17 protein-coding genes and 1 pseudogene are annotated in these 16,503 nt (G+C 73.4%); 5 read left to right on the top strand and 13 right to left on the bottom strand.

Features of this window, described 5'->3' with window-relative positions:
* Positions 1-220: 220 nt before the first annotated feature.
* Both C4J65_RS22770 and C4J65_RS22765 read right to left on the bottom strand, forming a co-directional pair.
* Positions 221-805, bottom strand: a complete 585-nt coding sequence (locus C4J65_RS22770; protein ID WP_115744059.1) for a DNA-3-methyladenine glycosylase I — start codon at positions 803-805, stop codon at positions 221-223.
* Positions 802-1,161 (bottom strand): DivIVA domain-containing protein, encoded by a 360-nt coding sequence (locus C4J65_RS22765; protein ID WP_003973835.1) that lies wholly within the window; start codon positions 1,159-1,161, stop codon positions 802-804. The genes C4J65_RS22770 and C4J65_RS22765 overlap by 4 nt, the downstream gene beginning before the upstream one ends.
* 168 nt (positions 1,162-1,329) lie before the next feature.
* Between C4J65_RS22765 and folP the strand changes: the two genes are divergently transcribed.
* The gene (gene folP / locus C4J65_RS22760) at positions 1,330-2,190 is read left to right on the top strand and encodes a dihydropteroate synthase (protein WP_115746585.1); all 861 of its coding nucleotides are present in this window, start codon (positions 1,330-1,332) and stop codon (positions 2,188-2,190) included.
* Positions 2,191-2,246: 56 nt separating this feature from the next.
* On the opposite strand, the gene C4J65_RS22755 is transcribed toward folP, so the two are convergent.
* On the bottom strand, positions 2,247-3,005 hold the full coding sequence (locus C4J65_RS22755) for a TIGR00730 family Rossman fold protein (RefSeq protein ID WP_115744058.1): 759 nt from the start codon (positions 3,003-3,005) through the stop codon (positions 2,247-2,249).
* A 117-nt stretch (positions 3,006-3,122) separates the two neighbouring features.
* On the bottom strand, positions 3,123-4,202 hold the full coding sequence (dapE, locus tag C4J65_RS22750; RefSeq protein WP_115744057.1) for a succinyl-diaminopimelate desuccinylase: 1,080 nt from the start codon (positions 4,200-4,202) through the stop codon (positions 3,123-3,125).
* Positions 4,203-4,285: 83 nt separating this feature from the next.
* On the opposite strand from dapE, the gene C4J65_RS22745 reads away from it, so the two are divergent.
* Together C4J65_RS22745 and C4J65_RS22740 are read left to right on the top strand one after the other, a co-directional pair.
* Positions 4,286-5,254, top strand: coding sequence for a heavy metal transporter (locus tag C4J65_RS22745; protein WP_115744056.1), 969 nt, complete (start codon positions 4,286-4,288; stop codon positions 5,252-5,254).
* 364 nt (positions 5,255-5,618) lie between these two features.
* A complete protein-coding gene (locus C4J65_RS22740; RefSeq protein WP_115744055.1) occupies positions 5,619-6,050 on the top strand; it encodes an ATP-binding protein in 432 nt (143 codons plus the stop codon).
* A 113-nt stretch (positions 6,051-6,163) separates the two neighbouring features.
* Here the strand turns inward: C4J65_RS22740 and C4J65_RS22735 are convergent, their stop codons facing one another.
* Together C4J65_RS22735 and fdxA are read right to left on the bottom strand one after the other, a co-directional pair.
* Positions 6,164-7,261 carry a bifunctional succinyldiaminopimelate transaminase/glutamate-prephenate aminotransferase gene (locus tag C4J65_RS22735; protein WP_115744054.1) on the bottom strand — a complete coding sequence of 366 codons (1,098 nt, stop codon included), beginning with the start codon at positions 7,259-7,261 and terminating at the stop codon, positions 6,164-6,166.
* A 116-nt stretch (positions 7,262-7,377) separates the two neighbouring features.
* Positions 7,378-7,698, bottom strand: a complete 321-nt coding sequence (gene fdxA / locus C4J65_RS22730) for a ferredoxin (RefSeq protein ID WP_003973842.1) — start codon at positions 7,696-7,698, stop codon at positions 7,378-7,380.
* A 140-nt stretch (positions 7,699-7,838) separates the two neighbouring features.
* Between fdxA and C4J65_RS22725 the strand changes: the two genes are divergently transcribed.
* Positions 7,839-8,873: a GNAT family N-acetyltransferase gene (locus tag C4J65_RS22725; protein ID WP_115744053.1), complete on the top strand. Its 1,035-nt coding sequence runs from the start codon at positions 7,839-7,841 to the stop codon at positions 8,871-8,873.
* Between the two features lie 41 nt (positions 8,874-8,914).
* Positions 8,915-9,811, top strand: a complete 897-nt coding sequence (locus tag C4J65_RS22720) for a transglutaminase-like domain-containing protein (RefSeq protein WP_115744052.1) — start codon at positions 8,915-8,917, stop codon at positions 9,809-9,811.
* Between the two features lie 6 nt (positions 9,812-9,817).
* Here the strand turns inward: C4J65_RS22720 and C4J65_RS22715 are convergent.
* From C4J65_RS22715 to C4J65_RS22685, 7 genes and pseudogenes are all read right to left on the bottom strand, one after another.
* Positions 9,818-10,038, bottom strand: a pseudogene (locus C4J65_RS22715) (ATP-binding cassette domain-containing protein); the annotation flags it as partial.
* A 139-nt stretch (positions 10,039-10,177) separates the two neighbouring features.
* Positions 10,178-12,511: a hypothetical protein gene (locus C4J65_RS22710; RefSeq protein WP_115744051.1), complete on the bottom strand. Its 2,334-nt coding sequence runs from the start codon at positions 12,509-12,511 to the stop codon at positions 10,178-10,180.
* 155 nt (positions 12,512-12,666) lie between these two features.
* Entirely contained in the window at positions 12,667-13,089 is a 423-nt protein-coding gene (locus C4J65_RS22705) for a DUF6113 family protein (protein WP_109033271.1), read from the bottom strand.
* Positions 13,086-13,976: an N-acetyl-1-D-myo-inositol-2-amino-2-deoxy-alpha-D-glucopyranoside deacetylase gene (mshB, locus tag C4J65_RS22700; protein ID WP_115744050.1), complete on the bottom strand. Its 891-nt coding sequence runs from the start codon at positions 13,974-13,976 to the stop codon at positions 13,086-13,088. Before mshB ends, C4J65_RS22705 begins: the two co-directional genes overlap by 4 nt.
* Positions 13,977-14,081: 105 nt before the next feature.
* On the bottom strand, positions 14,082-14,744 hold the full coding sequence (locus tag C4J65_RS22695; RefSeq protein ID WP_115744049.1) for a hypothetical protein: 663 nt from the start codon (positions 14,742-14,744) through the stop codon (positions 14,082-14,084).
* Positions 14,745-14,872: 128 nt separating this feature from the next.
* Positions 14,873-15,499 (bottom strand): Uma2 family endonuclease, encoded by a 627-nt coding sequence (locus C4J65_RS22690; RefSeq protein WP_115744048.1) that lies wholly within the window; start codon positions 15,497-15,499, stop codon positions 14,873-14,875.
* Positions 15,500-15,557: 58 nt separating this feature from the next.
* Entirely contained in the window at positions 15,558-16,481 is a 924-nt protein-coding gene (locus tag C4J65_RS22685; protein WP_205351051.1) for a helix-turn-helix domain-containing protein, read from the bottom strand.
* Positions 16,482-16,503 lie beyond the last annotated feature (22 nt).

The raw sequence follows: 16,503 nt of genomic DNA, 5'->3' as shown, positions 1-16,503 counted from the left end.
CCCGGACGACCAACGGCAAACGGCCCGGCGGAACAGGCTCGGCCGGACGACAACCGGTGACAGGCCGCGGAGAGCCGACGCCGAGCGGCCCGGCGGCCGACGGCGGGCCGCCGGTGACACGCCCCGGACGACCGACGGCAAACGGCCCGGCGGAACAGGCGCGGGCGCGGCGGGCGGACGGCAATGGGTGAGAGGCCGTCGGTGCCGGGTGGCCGGCGGCTCAGGGTCTGCGGGCCACGCATGCCGCCAGGTGGTCGTCGACCAGTCCGCACGCCTGCATCAGCGCGTACGCCGTCGTCGGGCCGACGAAGCGCACGCCCCGCTTCTTCAGGGCCTTGGACAGGAGCGTGGACTCCGGGGTCACGGCCGGGACGTCGGTGAGGGTCTTCGGGGCCGGTCGTCCGGCCGGGTCCGGGGCGTGCGACCAGATCAGCTCGTCCAGGTCGCCGGGGGCCCACTCGGCCAGCACGCGCGCGTTGGCGAGGGTCGCGTCGATCTTGGCGCGGTTGCGGATGATGCCGGTGTCCGCGAGCAGGCGCTCGCGGTCGGCGTCGGTGAAGGCCGCGACCTTGGCGATCTCGAAGTCGGCGAAGGCGGCGCGGAAGCCGGTGCGGCGGCGCAGGATGGTGATCCAGGACAGGCCGGACTGGAAGGCCTCCAGGCTGAGCCGCTCGTAGAGGGCGTCGTCGCCGTGCACCGGGCGGCCCCACTCGTCGTCGTGGTACGTGACGTAGTCCGCGGTGGACAGCGCCCAGGGGCAGCGCAGCGCGCCGTCCGGGCCCGCGACGGCCTCCCCGGCGCTCACTGCTGCTCCTCCCGGTCCGGCTTGTCCATGACGACGTGGCGGTGGGCCGCCGCGGCCCGGGCGCCCGCCAGCGCGGACTCCAGGTCGGCGATCCGGGCCTCGCGCTCGGCCAGCTCGGCGCCGAGGCGGCCGAGGGCGTCGTCGACGTCGGCCATGCGGTAGCCGCGGACCACGAGCGGGAAGCGCAACCGCTCCACGTCGCCGCGGCCCACCGGCCGGTCCGGGGGCAGCGCGTCCCTCACCCGCTCGGGCGCGGCGTCGGGCAGCGGCCCGCTCTCGCCGCCGCCAACCACGGCGAGTGTCACCGCGGCCACGACGACGGCCAGCGCGATGACGAGGAACAGGAACATGACCATCGCTGGGCCCCCATGGTCGGGTCGGCGTCGGTTGTGCCGGAGTCGGTTGTGTCGGGTCCGATCGTGCCATGCGAGTCTGACAGCCGGGGCCGCGGTGGCCGAAGGGCCGCCCGCCCGGGGTCGAGAGCGGCACGAGAGAACGGTGTGGACGAGGAGATGTCACAGGGGATGCTCAGGCTGGGCAGGCGTGAATTCGCGGCGCAGGAGCCGGTGATCATGGCGATCGTGAACCGGACCCCGGACTCCTTCTACGACCGGGGGGCGACCTTCCGCGACGAGCCCGCCCTCGCGCGCGTGGAGCAGGCCGTGGCCGAGGGCGCCGCGATCATCGACGTCGGCGGGGTGAAGGCCGGTCCCGGGGACGAGGTGTCGGCCACGGAGGAGGCACGGCGGACGGTGGGGTTCGTCGCGGAGGTGCGGCGTCGGCATCCGGACGTCGTGATCAGCGTGGACACCTGGCGGCACGAGGTCGGCGAGGCCGTCTGCGAGGCCGGGGCGGACCTGCTGAACGACGCGTGGGGCGGAGTCGATCCGAAGCTCGCGGAGGTCGCGGCCCGGTACGGGGTGGGCCTGGTGTGCACGCACGCGGGCGGGGCCGAGCCGCGGACGCGGCCGCACCGGGTGACGTACGACGACGTCGTGGCCGACATCCTGCGGGTGACGCTGGGGCTGGCCGAGCGGGCGGTGGGGCTGGGGGTGCCGCGGGAGTCGGTGCTGATCGACCCCGGGCACGACTTCGGCAAGAACACCCGGCACAGCCTGGAGGCGACGCGACGGCTCGGGGAGATGGTGGAGACGGGGTGGCCGGTGCTGGTGTCCCTGTCGAACAAGGACTTCGTCGGGGAGACGCTGGACCGGCCGGTGAAGGAACGGCTGATCGGCACGCTGGCGACGACGGCGGTGTCGGCATGGCTGGGGGCGAGGGTGTACCGGGTGCACGAGGTGGCGGAGACCCGGCAGGTGCTGGACATGGTGGCGACGATCGCCGGGCACCGGGAGCCGGCGGTGGCGCGGCGGGGGCTGGCCTAGGGCCTCGTCCGCGCCCGCGGCCGGCCCGGGACCCCACCCCCGCCCGTGACCGGCCGCTAGCGGCCCGCCTCCTTGGAGACCAGGGCGACCGCCTCGTCCACGTCGTCGGTGACGTGGAAGAGCATGAGGTCCTTCTCCGCGGCCTTGCCCTGGGCCACCAGGGTGCCGCGGAGCCAGTCCACCAGGCCGCCCCAGTACGCCGAGCCGAACAGGACGATGGGGAAGCGGGTCACCTTCTGGGTCTGCACCAGGGTGAGGGCCTCGAAGAGTTCGTCCAGGGTGCCGAGGCCGCCGGGCAGGACGACGAAGCCCTGCGCGTACTTCACGAACATCATCTTGCGGACGAAGAAGTAGCGGAAGTTCAGGCCGATGTCGACGTAGGGGTTGAGCCCCTGTTCGAAGGGCAGTTCGATGCCCAGGCCGACCGAGGTGCCCTTCGCCTCCAGGGCGCCCTTGTTGGCCGCCTCCATGGCGCCCGGCCCGCCGCCGGTGATCACGGCGAAGCCCGCCTCCACCAGCCCGCGGCCCAGCCGCACGCCCGCCTCGTACTCCGGTGAGTCCACGGGCGTACGGGCGGAGCCGAAGACGCTGATGGCGGGCGGCAGTTCGGCCAGCGTGCCGAAGCCCTCGATGAACTCCGACTGGATGCGCAGGACGCGCCAGGGGTCGGTGTGGACCCAGTCCGTCGGAGCACGCTCGTCCAGCAGGCGCTGGTCCGTGGTGCTCTCCTGCACCTGGCCCCGCCGCCGCAGGACGGGGCCCAGGCGCTGCTCCTCCGGTGGCCGCTTCTTGCCCTCGGGGTTGCCGGTAGCCATGCGAGCTCCCTCCAGTTGCAGGTTCTTCCACCTCAGCGTAGATCTACGCGGGTTACGTACGAGGGACCTCAGCATGTCCGCCACGCAGCGGCACAAACCCGCCGCGACCGCCGTGGATCAAGCCGTCAGCCAGGAGCGCAGGCGCTCCTCGCCCGCGAGGATCTTCGCCACCTCGACCCGCTCGTCGCGCTTGTGCGCCAAGTGCGGGTTGCCGGGGCCGTAGTTGACCGCCGGGACGCCGAGCGCCGAGAAGCGCGACACGTCCGTCCAGCCGTACTTCGGCTGCGGGGTGCCGCCCACGGCCTCGATGAAGGCCGCCGCGGCCGGGTGGGACAGGCCCGGCAGGGCCGCGCCGCTGTGGTCGTCGACCACGAAGTCCGTCACCCCGCAGTCGGCGAAGACCTCACGCACGTGGGCGAGCGCCTCCTCGGGGGTGCGGTCCGGGGCGTAGCGGAAGTTGACGGTGACGACGCACTCGTCGGGGATGACGTTGCCGGCCACCCCGCCCGTGATGCCGACGGCGTTGAGGCCCTCGCGGTACTCCAGACCGTCGATGACCGGGTAGCGGGGTTCGTACGCCGCCAGGCGCGCGAGGATCGGGGCGGCGGCGTGGATGGCGTTGGAGCCCATCCAGGAGCGGGCCGAGTGCGCCCGCTCCCCCGCGGTCTTCAGCAGCACCCGCAGGGTGCCCTGGCAGCCGCCCTCCACCTGGCCGTCGGACGGTTCGAGGAGCACCGCGAAGTCGCCCTCCAGCCACTCGGGGTGGGCCTCGGCGACGTGCTTCAGGCCGTTCAGCTCGGCGGCGACCTCCTCGTTGTCGTAGAAGACGAAGGTCAGGTCGCGGTTGGGGGCGGGAACGGTGGCCGCGATGCGCAGCTGGACCGCGACGCCCGCCTTCATGTCGCAGGTGCCGCACCCCCACAGGACTCCGTCCTCGTCCAGCCGGGACGGGACGTTGCCGGCGATCGGCACGGTGTCGATGTGGCCGGCCAGGATCACCCGCTCCGCGCGGCCAAGGCCGGTGCGCGCGACCACGTTGTTGCCGTACCGCTCGACCGACAGGTGCGGCAGGGACCGCAGGGCGCTCTCGACCGCGTCCGCCAGGGGCTTCTCGGTGCCGCTCTCGGACGGGAAGTCGACGAGCCGCGCGGTAAGCTCCGCGGCGTCCAGCGTGAGGTCAAGCGGGGTATCGGCCATGGCCCCGACCCTAACGCCCTGCCCCTTCGGGCAAGGTGCGCACCCGGCGGACACCGGACCCTACCCTCCAGTACCTTGTACGCGTGCTCCAGCCGTCCCCACCTCGCAAACGCCGTGGCCGCCTCGCCCGTTCGGGCGCCGCCTCCATGGTCCTGCTCGCGGTCGCCGGTTATCTGGCCGTGCAGTACGTCACCGGAGGCGGGGGCGCTCCGGGCTGCAAGGTGGCCTCCGGCAAGGACGGCCGGACGACCTACGAGTTCACCCCGGAGCAGGCGGTGAACGCGGCCACGATCACCGCCGTGGGCACCGCGCGCGGGCTGCCCGAGCGGGCCGTGACGATCGCGCTGGCGGCCGCGCTGCAGGAGTCGGCGCTGCGCAACCTGGACCACGGCGACAAGGACTCGCTCGGCCTGTTCCAGCAGCGGCCCTCGCAGGGCTGGGGCAAGCCCGAGGAGATCATGGACCCGGCGTACTCGGCGGGTCTGTTCTACGACCACTTGGTCGAGGTGCCCGGCTACCTCGATCTTCCGCTGACCGACGCCGCCCAGCGGGTGCAGCGCAGCGCCTTCCCGTACGCCTACGCCAAGCACGAACCGGACGCCGAGTTGCTGGCCGCCGCGCTCACCGGACGGTCCGCGGCCGCGCTGACCTGCGACGGGCGCCCCGGTGCGACTCCGGAGAAGGGGCCGGACGCGGTCCGCGCCGCGCTGGTGCGGGACTTCGGACACGACGTGCTGCGACCGGCCGGCGTGGAGGTGGGCGGCGACGCCGCGTCCTCCCCGCCCGCGACCCGTTCCGACGAGCGGACCGTGACACTGCCGGTGACCGGCGGTACCGGTGCCGGCTCGGCCCGGGAGCACGGGCGGCGCGGCTGGCAGCTGGCGCACTGGGCGGTGGCCAACGCGTCCTCGCTGCACATCCAACGGGTCACCTACGCGGGCCGGGAGTGGACCGCGGGCAACACCGACAGCAAGTGGTACCCGACGGGCTCCGAGGGCGCCAAGGGCGCGGAGCGGGCGGCGGAAGCGGTGCGGATCACGTCCGCCGGATAGCAGGCGCGTCCGACGCTCACCCGTACGAGTCGTCATCCCGGGGAGTGACCCGGGTCGGCACGGAGTCGACGCGCGGGACGCGTTTTTCGCGCCGTCACCCCGGAATGCGTCCGAGCCCAGGAAAATCAAGGGCCGTAAGGATTCAGCAGACTTTCCGACCGGCGCCCTTTTGCCCGTTTTTCTGTGCACCTGATAATGCGACGCATTACCAACTCTTTACGTTGGGCCGCCGCAACCTTCGTCGCCTTCGAGCGGTAGTCACTGCGTCCGAGCCCGGTCGATCGCTCTCCGGTCACTCACCGGTCGCCCTCCGGGCCCGGTCGGATTTCCCACCGTTGTTGTCGACTTACGCCCAAGGAGCATCATGTCCCTCCCCCTGACCCGCCGGATCGCCCGTGCCGCGCTGCTCGTCGCTGCGGGAGCGGCTGCCGGGGTCGGTGCGGCCGGCTCCGCCAGCGCGGCTCCCGAACTGCCGGCCACCCCGAACCTCGGGGGACTGACCGCCCTGGACGGGGCGAACGTCGGCAACACCGCCGCCTCCGCGGCCCAGAACGTCACCGAGACCGCGGGTGACACCGGCGGCAAGGCCGTCAAGAAGGCCGTGCCGGCCGCCGGCCAGACCGGTGGTTCGGTCGTCAAGAAGGCCACGCCGGCGGCGCAGAACGCGGCCGGGGACGCGGCGGGATCCGCCGGGGACATCGTGGGTGACACGGCGGCGACCGCCACGAAGGGTGGGCTGCCGACGGACGCGCTGGGCAAGGGCGGGCTGCCGGTGCAGGGTCTGCCGATCGGCTAGCGCCTGGCTGGTACGGCGCCGGGGCCCAGGTTTCCTTCCTGGGTCCCGGCGTTTTGCTTGCCTACGTCGGCGCGGTGGGCGTGTCTCGAGCCGTGGCCCGGCGTTGGGGGCGGTCAGGCTTTCAGGCGCTCTGCCGCCGTCTGGACGCGTTCGGCCGTGGCTGTCAGGGCGACTCGGACGAACTTCTCGCCCGCCGGGCCGTAGAAGTCGCCCGGGGCCACCAGGATGCCGCGTTCGGCCAGGTGGGCGACCGTGGTCCAGCAGGACTCGTCGCGGGTGGCCCAGAGGTAGAGGCTGGCCTCGCTGTGCTCGATGCGGAAGCCGGCGCCCAGCAGGGCCTCGCGCAGGACGGTGCGGCGGGCGGCGTAGCGCTCGCGCTGGACGCGGACGTGTTCGTCGTCGCCGAGGGCCGCCACCACGGCCGCCTGGGTCGGCGCGGGGGTCATCATGCCGCCGTGCTTGCGGATCTCCAGGAGCGGGCCCAGGACCGCCGGGTCACCGGCCAGGAAGGCCGCGCGGTAGCCCGCGAGGTTGGAGCGCTTGGAGAGGGAGTGGACGGCGACCAGGCCGTCGTACGAGCCGCCGTTGACGTCCGGGTGCAGGACCGAGACCGGGTCGGCCTCCCAGCCCAGCTCCAGGTAGCACTCGTCGGAGACGACGAGGACGCCGTGCTCGCGGGCCCAGGCGACGATCCGGGTCAGGTCGGCCTTGGACAGGACCTTCCCCGTCGGGTTCGACGGGGAGTTGAGCCACAGGAGCTTCAGGCCGGCCGGGTCCAGCTCGGTCGGATCCTCGTACGCCTCGTACTCCGCGCGGGCCAGGCGGGCGCCGACCTCGTACGTCGGGTAGGCCAGGCGCGGGAAGGCCACCTTGTCGCCGGGGCCGAGGCCCAGCTGGGTGGGGAGCCAGGCGACGAGTTCCTTGGAGCCGACGACGGGGAGCACGTGGCGGTGGGTGACGTCGCGGGCGCCGAGGCGGCGCTCCACCCAGCCGGTGAGGGCGTCCCGCAGCGCCGGGGTGCCCCAGACGGTCGGGTAGCCCGGGGAGTCCGCCGCGTCCACCAGGGCCTTCTGGATCAGCTCGGGGACCGGGTCGACCGGGGTGCCGACCGAGAGGTCGACGATGCCGCCGGGGTGGGCCGCGGCCGTCTTCTTGTACGGCTCCAGCTTGTCCCAGGGGAAAGTGGGAAGTCGGTCGGTGACTGCGGACACGGTGGGTGGCTCCCTTTCCTCGTCGGCGCCGCTACGGCAAACGCCTCGGTCCCGTGCGGCGCCGATCGGGGTGATCGGGCCGTACGGGACCGAGGCGGCGCGTGTGCGGGCCGCTCTTACTGGTTCTGCGGCGGCAGCGCGGCGACGAAGGGGTGGTCGCGCTCGATCAGCCCCAGCTTGCTGGCGCCGCCGGGCGAACCGAGCTCGTCGAAGAACTCGACGTTCGCCTTGTAGTAGTCCTTCCACTCCTCGGGAGTGTCGTCTTCGTAGAAGATCGCCTCGACCGGGCAGACCGGCTCACAGGCACCACAGTCGACGCATTCGTCCGGGTGGATGTACAAGGACCGCTGGCCCTCGTAGATGCAGTCGACCGGGCACTCCTCGATGCACGCCTTGTCCTTCACGTCGACACAAGGCTGCGCGATGACGTAGGTCACGCTGTCGTTCCTCCTCGATAGGGCGCTGGCGGGCCTCCGTAGGCTCCGCCGCCTGGCGCGCGGGAGCGCGGCGTCGTCGATGCCCGCCCCTAGTATCTCCGTTCTTGGGCATGATCCGAACAGGAGGGGTGGACAGACCCGTGGAATTCTCTGCCGCCGGGCGTCTTGAGGTCCGTATCACCACTGCTGACGTGGGCAAACGAGTCTCCGTACGGCGCTTGAGCGAAGCTGGTGTCTCAGGTGAGAAGTTCACCGACACGGTCGGTGTTCTCACATCATGGACCGATGGTGTGCTGCTGATCACACGAAAGAGTGGCGAGTCGGTCCATGTCGCGGAATCCACTCTGGTCGCCGGGAAGGTAGTGCCGGCCGCGCCCGCCCGCCGTCGCGGCCCCGCCGCGTCCTACGAGGAGCTGGCGCGCGCCGCCGCGCGGTCCTGGCGACCGGTGGAGAGCGAGCGGCTCGGCGCATGGGAGCTGCGGGCGGCCGGGGGCTTCACCCGGCGGGCCAACTCGGTGCTGCCGCTCGGCGATCCGGGGCTGCCGCTCGACGAGGCGCTGACGGCCGTACGCCGCTGGTACGGCGAGCGCGGGCTGCCCGCGTACGTCCAGACCGCGACCGGCGCCGCCGGTACGCAGGAGTCGCTGTGCGCGGAGCTGGAGCGGCGGGGCTGGGTCCGGGAGGTGACGGCCGAGGTGTGGACCGGGCCACTGGCGCCGGTCGCCGACCTGGCCGAGGGCACCGGTGTGGTCCTGTCCCGGGAGGCGGACGAGACCTGGCTGGCCCGGTACCAGCGCAAGGGCGTGAGCGAAGTGGCGCTGCGGGTACTGGAGTCGGGGCCGTCGGTGTGGTTCGCCACGGTGCCCGGCGCGGAGGGCGCTGTCGACGCGGACGGCGCGGGCGACGTGGCGGCGATCGGGCGGTGTGTCGTGGACGGGCGCTGGGCCTCCTTCGCGGCCGTCGAGGTCGACCCCGCGCAGCGGCGGCGGGGGCTGGCGACCGCCGTGATGGCCGCGCTGGCCCGGCGGGCGCTGGACGAGGGGGCGTCGGCGGCGTGGCTCCAGGTGGAGACCGACAACGCCGGAGCCCGGGCGCTGTACGCCGGGATGGGCTTCGCGGCGCACCACGCCTACCACCACTACCGGGAGCCCGCGGCCGCCGGGGCCGACCGGTAGCTCACCGCCGAGACATCGCTCCGAAAGGGCCCGAACCTGCCATGCGTCCTCCTCGTCCTCCTCACCCCCCGTCGCCGGAGCGGTCGGCCGAACTGCGGCGGCGGTTCGCACAAGAGGCGCGGTCCGAGCGCCCCGACCTGGCCACGCTGTGCCTGCTGGTGGGCGCGGAGGCGGACGGGGCGCTGGACGAGGCGGGGCTGGACGCCGCGCAGGTGGAACTGGACCGGCTGGCCGGAGAGCTGCCGTTCCGGCCGGGCACGCCGCGGGCCTGGGCGGTGGCGCTGCGGGACCTGCTCGGCGAGCGGTACGGGTTCCACGGGGTCGCCGCGGACTACCAGCGGCTGGAGTCGTCGTTGCTGCACGAGGTGGTGCGGCGGCGGCGCGGGCTGCCGATCCTGCTGTCGGTGGTGTGGCTGGAGGTGGCCCGGCGGGCGGGGGCGCCGGTGTACGGGGTCGCGCTGCCGGGGCACTTCGTGGTCGGGTTCGGGGCGGAGCCGGGAGCGGTGTCCGGCCCCGGGTCCGCGGCGCTGGAGGAGCGGGTGCTCGTCGATCCGTACGACGGGGGGCGGCTGCTGAGCGGCACCGACGCGGAAGTGCTGGTCGCCGGGGCGACGGGGGCGGAGCTGCGGCCGTCGATGCTGGAGCCGGCGGCGCCGTTGGACGTCGTGGCGCGGGTGCTGAACAACATCCGGGCGTGGGCGGCGGCGCGGCCGGAGCAGTCGGCGGTGGGGCTGTGGGCGATCGAGCTGGCGCTGCTGTTGCCGGCGCATGCGGCGCGGTTGCGGTACGAGCGGGCGGTGTTGTTGGTGCAGCGGGGGGAGTTCGCGGCGGGGGCCGGGGAGTTGGAGGCGTACGCGGAGGTGGTGGGGGCGGTGGACGAGGCGGTCGCCGAGGAGGTGCGGGGGGAGGCTCGGACGGCTCGGGCGATGCTGAACTGAGGGTCCGGCCTCGCGCGGTTCGCCGCCGAAGACGTGGACGGTGCCGGGGTCGGGGCGGCTGAGGCCGAGCAGCAGGTCGAGCGTGGTCGACTTGCCCGCCCGGTTCGGGCCCAGCAGGGCCACGGTCTCACCGGGGTGCAGGGCGAGCGTCAGGCCGTCGACGGCCCGGAGGTCGCCCCGTACCCCTTGGTCACCCGGTCGAAGCCGACCGCCGTTGTCCTCGTCATTTCCCCATCGTGGCCGCGCGGGGAGGGCGCCCGGCAGTGTCGGCGGTCCCGGGTGCCGGATGACAGATGTCATACGGTGCGCGGCGCGGCGAGAGGGGCGCCCGGCACTCGCCGGGCGCCCCTCTCGTCCGTGCCTGCGTCAGCTGGGACTGGTGTCGATGACGGCCACCCGGTCGGTCTTGCTCTTCAGGGCCTGGCGCATGGCGCCGTAGACGTCCTGGGGGGTGACGGCCGTCTTCTCACCGTTGGCGCGGGTGATGAGCACACCGTCGAACGTCTGGCCGTAGAGCTCCTTGAGGGCGTTCAGGTCGGGCTTGTCGACGAGCTTGCCGTCGACGGCCGTGACCCTGAGGAACTTCCAGAGCGACTTCTCGGGACTCAGCGGAATGGAGTGGGCCGGGTCCGTCTGCACGGTCACCCGGTCCGACATCGCCGGCTCCGCGAACTCCTTCAGCATCCGGTCGACCTCGGCCTTGGAGACCGTGGGCTGCTTGGCGGTCGTCGGCACGTTCACGGAGGTGGCGGTGCCGGTCTCCACCTGGGCGCGGTACGCGGCCTGCACGGCCTCGGTCGACTTGGCGACGTCTATGCCCTGGCCGGCCTTGCCGTACACGGGGACGGCCTTGCCGGACTCGAACTTGATCGTGCCCTCGGTCGCCGACCCGGCCCCGCCCGCGGCGTCCTCCAGGGCGGCGTGCAGCTTCTCCTCGTCGACGGGCATGACCGGTTCGACGACCCGCTTCTGGCCGAAGAGCGAGCCGATCACGGACATCGGGTTGTAGTCGCTGGTCGCCGCGGAGCTGGCCGTGGCCTGGGTGTCGAGCTGGAGCCCCGCCTGGTCCGGCTTCAGGGAGACGGTCTCGCCGCCCACGGTGAGCTTGAGCGGTTTGGCCGCGCGGGCGCCGAGGGCCTTGTCCAGCTTCTCGACGGCGTCGTCGCGGGTGCCGCCGCCGATGTCGACACCGAGCACGGTGGTGCCCTTGGGCACGTCGGAGCGGTTCATCAGCAGGCCGGCGCCGTAGGTGACACCGGCGACGACGACCAGGCCGCCGACGAGCAGCGGGAGCTTCTTGCGCCCCTTCTTCTTGGCGGGCTTGGCAGGCTTGGCGGAGCTCGCCGGCGGGGCGGAGACCGGCTCCGGCAGTTTGGGCGGCGTGTGCGGCAGCGGCCCGTCGCCGGACCCGGACGGGAACGGCGCGGTGCGCCCGCCCGGTACGACGGGGATGCCGCTGGTGACGGTGTTGCCGGAGATGTTGTCCGGGTTGCCCGCGCCGGGCGGGACCGGCCGCTGCGGGGTGAGGATCGCGGTGTCGTCGCTGAGCCCGCCGCCGGGGCCGGGGCGGGCGGCGTCCGGGCCCGCGCCGGGACCGGAGCCGGCCGGCCTGCCGGGGCCGCCGGGACCCCCCGGGCCGGCGAGGCTGCCCGGGCCGCGCAGGTGGTTCGGCGCGGGCTCGCGCTGCCCGCCGGGCACTGCGGGAGCCCCGGACATGCCGAGGTCTCCGGCGGGGGGCGGCGTCAGCCGGCTGTCGCCGGTGGCCGGGCCGCTCGTCGGTCCCGCGGGGCCCTGGGGCCCGTTGCCGTACGGGGACTGCCCGTTCAGGCCGTTCTGCTGCCCGGGGGCCTGCTCGGTCCGGCCGTCGCCCGCGAAGTACGGCAGGTCGTCGCGGCGCGGCTCGCCACCGGCGTCGGCGCCCGGCCGGGCGCCGTTGCCGTTGCTGCCGCCGCCCAGCGGACCGGCCGCCAGTGCCTCGGTCACGTCGAAGGAACCGGTGCCGCCGCCGTGACCGGGCGCCACGGGCCCGCCGGTCGCACCGGAGCGGGCGGCACCGCCCGCGGACCCGGACCGGACGCCGCCGGGTGCGGTCATGGAGCCGACGACGCCACCGGGACGGCCACTCCCGCCGCCCGGCCGCGCACCGGCACCCGAAGCACCCGCCGGGCCCGCGGGACCCGCGCCACGCGACCCCGCCGCGCCCGGGGTTCCGGAGGCGGGCGCCGAACCCGCGGGCAGGCCGGCACCGTTGGTGGAACCGCCGCCCTGAGTGCCTTTGCCCGGGCCCGACTTGCGTGGCGCGAACCAGTCGCTCGTCGGCTTTTCCTCGGCGGTCTGGGCGGTCTGGGCGGTCTCGGCGGGAGCCTCGGGAGCGGCGGCCGCGGGCGCGGCGGCGCTCGGCGCCGGCGCGGGCGCGGGCCGCTCGCCCGTCGTCTCCGGGCCGTCGGCGGCGTCCTCACCGTCCGCGACGGGCTTGCGCACGACGACCGGCGGAATGGGCCGCGACCCGGGGATGTTGATCCGGATCCGGGTCGTCAGCGTCGTCTCGGTCTTGCGCTCCTCCGGTCGCGTGGCCGAACGGCCCGCGTCAGCACCGGCGTCGGAAGCCGTGGGTGTCCCGTAGGGCGGGGTGCCCGACGGGTATGCGGCTCCGCCGCGCCCGTGGGGCCCGGAGGACGAACTGTCAGTTTCACGACTCAAGGCAGGTTCTCCCGGTTGGCTCCGCCGCCCGTCACGCCTTCAGCGGGCGGCTCGGGGGCGCGCACCACCATACTGGCCACTTCTCGCGCGTATCCCGTGACCGCCGTGGAAACCCACACGGGACTCGCACGCCCACGGCACGGCGAAGCGGTACGTCACTTGCGAAGTCGGGCGGGGCCGCCGTCCGGTTGCCGCACCGGCGCGAGGGTGGCGCAGATCACAGCAACGGCGATCCCGCCGAGCAGGAAAAGATAGGAGCCGGCGCCGGCGGCGAAGAGGAAGTCGCCCTCCGGACGGCTGGTGGTGAGCAGCACCACGGCGAGCGCCCAGCCGAGGGCGGGCGCGACGGCCCCTCCCCGGCGCCCGACGGCACGGCCCGCCCCGACACACAGCCCCGCCTCGGCGGCCAGCGCGAGCAGCAGCCCGCCCGGGAACCAGGCCGGCTGGAGCAGCGCGCCCGCCACCCCGAGGACGGCGCCGAGCACGAAGAGTCCGGCGTACAGGGCGGCCCGTCCGAGCGAGGGCGGGCGCAGCGGCTGGGCGAGCGCGGAGCTCGGCGGTTCGTTGCGGCTGTTCACGAGGTCGCCTCCCCGGTGTCGGAGGTCCCGGCGATGCCCGCGAACAGGTCGCTCTCGCGTCCGTCGCCGCCGCCCCGCTCGCCGCGCACCAGTTCGTAGTGCTCGGTGGTGAGGATCGGCTGGGCCAGGTCGTTGGAGAGGACGAAATACGGTTCGGCGACCGTGATCTGGGTGGCGTGGGCGCGCATCGCGGCGGCCTTGGCGGCGGCGTACGCGGTGCCCTCGCCGTGGATCTCGGTGGTGATCCGCTCGTCGTCGACGACACCCGGCACGTCCTCGACGCCGGCCGCCTTCTCGAACGGCAGACCGGGCAGGTCGTCCCGGAGCCGGGCGAAGGCGTCCTCCACCCGGGAGCGCGGCACACGGTTCCAGTAGACCTTGGCGACGGGACACCCGGCCTCGGCCGCCAGCTCCACCGCCCGCATGGCGATGCGGTGGGCCTGGATGTGGTCGGGGTGGCCGTAGCCGCCGTTCGGGTCGTAGGTGACGAGCACCTGGGGGCGCACCTCGCGGATCACGTCGACGAGCATCCCGGCGGCCCGGTCGACGTCGGCCTGCCAGAGGCAGCCGGGGTCGTCGTTGTCGGCCAGCCCCATCATCCCGGAGTCGGCGAACCGCCCCGGCCCGCCGAGCAGCCGGAAGTCGTCGACGCCGAGTGCGCGCATCGCGTCCGCCAGCTCGCCCCTGCGGTGCCCGCCGAGAGCGGCTCCGGACAGATGGGCGAGGCCGGGCGGGATGACCTCGCCCCGCTCGCCGAGGGTGCAGGTCACCAGCGTCACGTGGGCGCCCTCGGCCGCGTAGCGGGCCATGGTGACGCCGTTGTTGATCGACTCGTCGTCCGGGTGCGCGTGCACCAGCAGCAGACGCCGGGCGGGCAGTTCCTTCATGGGGTCCACCCTATGAGGTGGCGGGGGCCTCGCCGCGACACGGGAGACCTTCCCCGGGCAGGGGGCCGAAGCGGGCTTGCCCGGACCCCCGGAAGGCGGCCGACGTCACGCTTCGTCGTCGAGCACGTGGGCGATGGCCAGGGCGATGCGCTCGATCCAGTCGATGGCGTCCGTCACCTCCGCCTCGTCGATGGCACGGCGCTGCTTCAGGTCGCCGTCGACGAGGTCGGCGTCGTGCGCGATCCTGTTCCGGCGCTGGGTGATCTCCAGGTACCGACTGCGCAGTTTCTTCTCGTTGAAGGTGGTGCGCCCCTGGAAGAAGTGCTGGTTGATGCAGCCGGCCGCCTCGTACCAGACCTTCTTCTCCGTGACGAGCCTGAGCACCTCGGAGATCTTGCCGGGGTGCTGGAGCGCCTGCACGGCGAGCTTCTCGCGCAAGTGCTCCACCACGGCCTCGGAGAGTGTGACCTCCCCGCGCCGCACTGCCTCGACCCGGTGCAGCGGAAGTTCGTACCTCCGCAGCTGGGGCGGCATCTCGGGGCTGTCCTTGGCGGTCAGCTCCGCCACCCGGCGCAGTACCTCTTCGTGCAGCCAGTGGTCGACGGCGGCGACGGCCTGGACCCAGGCCGCCCGGTAGAAGTCGTCGATGTCGATCGTGGGCGACCGGAAGGGCGTGAGCATCCGGCCCGCTTTCACCATGCGCCGTGCGTACGACAAGTTCGTCATGAACGCCTCGAACTGACGCGTCTGCGGTGCGGAAACAGCCATGTGCAACCCCGTGATCACTCTTCGCCACGATCTTTGTGAGCACCATCGCGGAAGTGACCGGGGGTCGGTCAAGCCAGTGAGCGCGGCTGCGGTGAAGGTGACCGAATCCCGTTCCCCGTGTTTCCGGATCAAGCCCCTCCGGCACCGGCTTCCGTCGCCGGGACGTCCTGGTAGCGCGGCAGTCCGGCCGTCGAGACGGTCCACTCGCCGATCGTGACGTCCTCGCCGTAGACGAAGTCCTTGCGCACCGCGTAGCGGGGCCCCTCCGGGGTGGAGTGGATGTCCGTGAAAACGGCGCCGGTGCCTGTGCGGGGGTCGAAGACCGCGTAGACGGGGATGCCGAGCAGGGGGTAGTCGCGCACCTTCCCCACCCAGTCGTTGCCCGGGTTGGAGCGGGAGACGACCTCGACGGCGGCAACAAGCGACCGGGGGTCGAACGACCCCTCGATGTCCATGTCCTCCTCGGCGATCACCATCAGATCGGGTCGCCGCATGACGCCTTCGGACTCGTCCTCCACGTCCGGCTCACCGGTGTGCGCCACGATCTCTTCCGGCATCACCTTCTCCAGGCGCTTCCGGAGCCGCAGTGTGGTCAGCTCGTGCCGACCGCTGGGCGACATCATGTCGTGGACGATCCCTTCCTTGGTGATCTCGAACTTGCCGGGCAGCGTGTCGTCCGAGGACTGAACGAGGTCGCGCATGGCCCGGTAGAGGTGGGAGGCGCCCTGCTGCGTGTCGTCCGATGCGGCGGTCATGGCGCTCGCTCCTCGTCGTCGGTGCCCACGGGCTCGGGCAAGGATCGTCGAGTTCATGCTAGGCGTCCTCCAGGTCATCGGTTCGGCAGTCGCGGCAGCGGCCGGGTTCCGGAGCGCGGAAGCCTCGGTCACAGCCGTCGCAGTTCTGTACGGGATGCCGTACGGGCGTGGGCGCGGCCGACACGCGGAACGGTGGCGGGGGCGGAAGCTGGGCGGTGAGCCGGTGGGCGAGGAAGGCGGCAGGCCGTCGTACGCCCTCCGGTGGCAGGTCTGCCGTCAGGGCGCGCCGTACGGCGGCGGGGGTGACGTCGCGGTCCAGCCAGGCGGCGACGCCGGGGGCCAGGTGGGCGGTGTCGCGGGCGGAGAGGAGCAGGCTCGGGTCTTGGCGGCGCAGGCCCGCGAGGAGGTCGGTGGCGGCCTGGAGGATCCCGGGGCCGGAGTAGACCGGGCGGGGGACGGCGGAGAGCGGCTTGTGAGGGCGCCGCTCGGACGCCTTGGGTACGGCCTCTCTCTCCCCACCCGGCCCCCGGACCTCCCGGGGCTCCGGCCGGGGCTCGGGGGTCTCCTCGGCGCGGCCGGGGGTGACCGTCGGCTGGTTGCAGGAGACGGTGCGGGTGACGATGCGGCCGGAGGACGTACGGCGGCGCTCGCGGCGGAGGTATCCGTGCGTCTCCAGCTCGCGCAGGGCGGCGGCGATCCGGGTGGCGCCCTCGGGGAAGCGTGCGGTGAGGGTCTTGATGTCGGCGGGGGCGCCCTTGGGCAGCGACTGGAGGTGCGTGCCGAGCCCGATCGCGAGGAGCGACAGCTCCCGGTGCTGCGCCAGGTGGTTGCCGATCACCGTGAAGCGGGTGGTGTGGCGGGTGTTGTCGTGGACGATCCCGCCGCCTGTGCGGTGAGCTGTGCCGGGGCGCCGGTTGGGGTGCTTGTTGCCCGTAGGGCGGGCCTGGGCGCGGAGGGGCACGCTAGGGTTCTTGGTACCCATCAGGAAGTTGCCTCTTCCTCGG

It is taken from the genome of Streptomyces sp. CB09001 (genome assembly GCF_003369795.1).
In the GTDB taxonomy this organism is placed as follows: Bacteria; Actinomycetota; Actinomycetes; order Streptomycetales; family Streptomycetaceae; genus Streptomyces.
The sequence above is the reverse complement of the archived record's forward strand: the minus strand, read 5'-3'. Positions and strand labels throughout refer to the sequence as shown.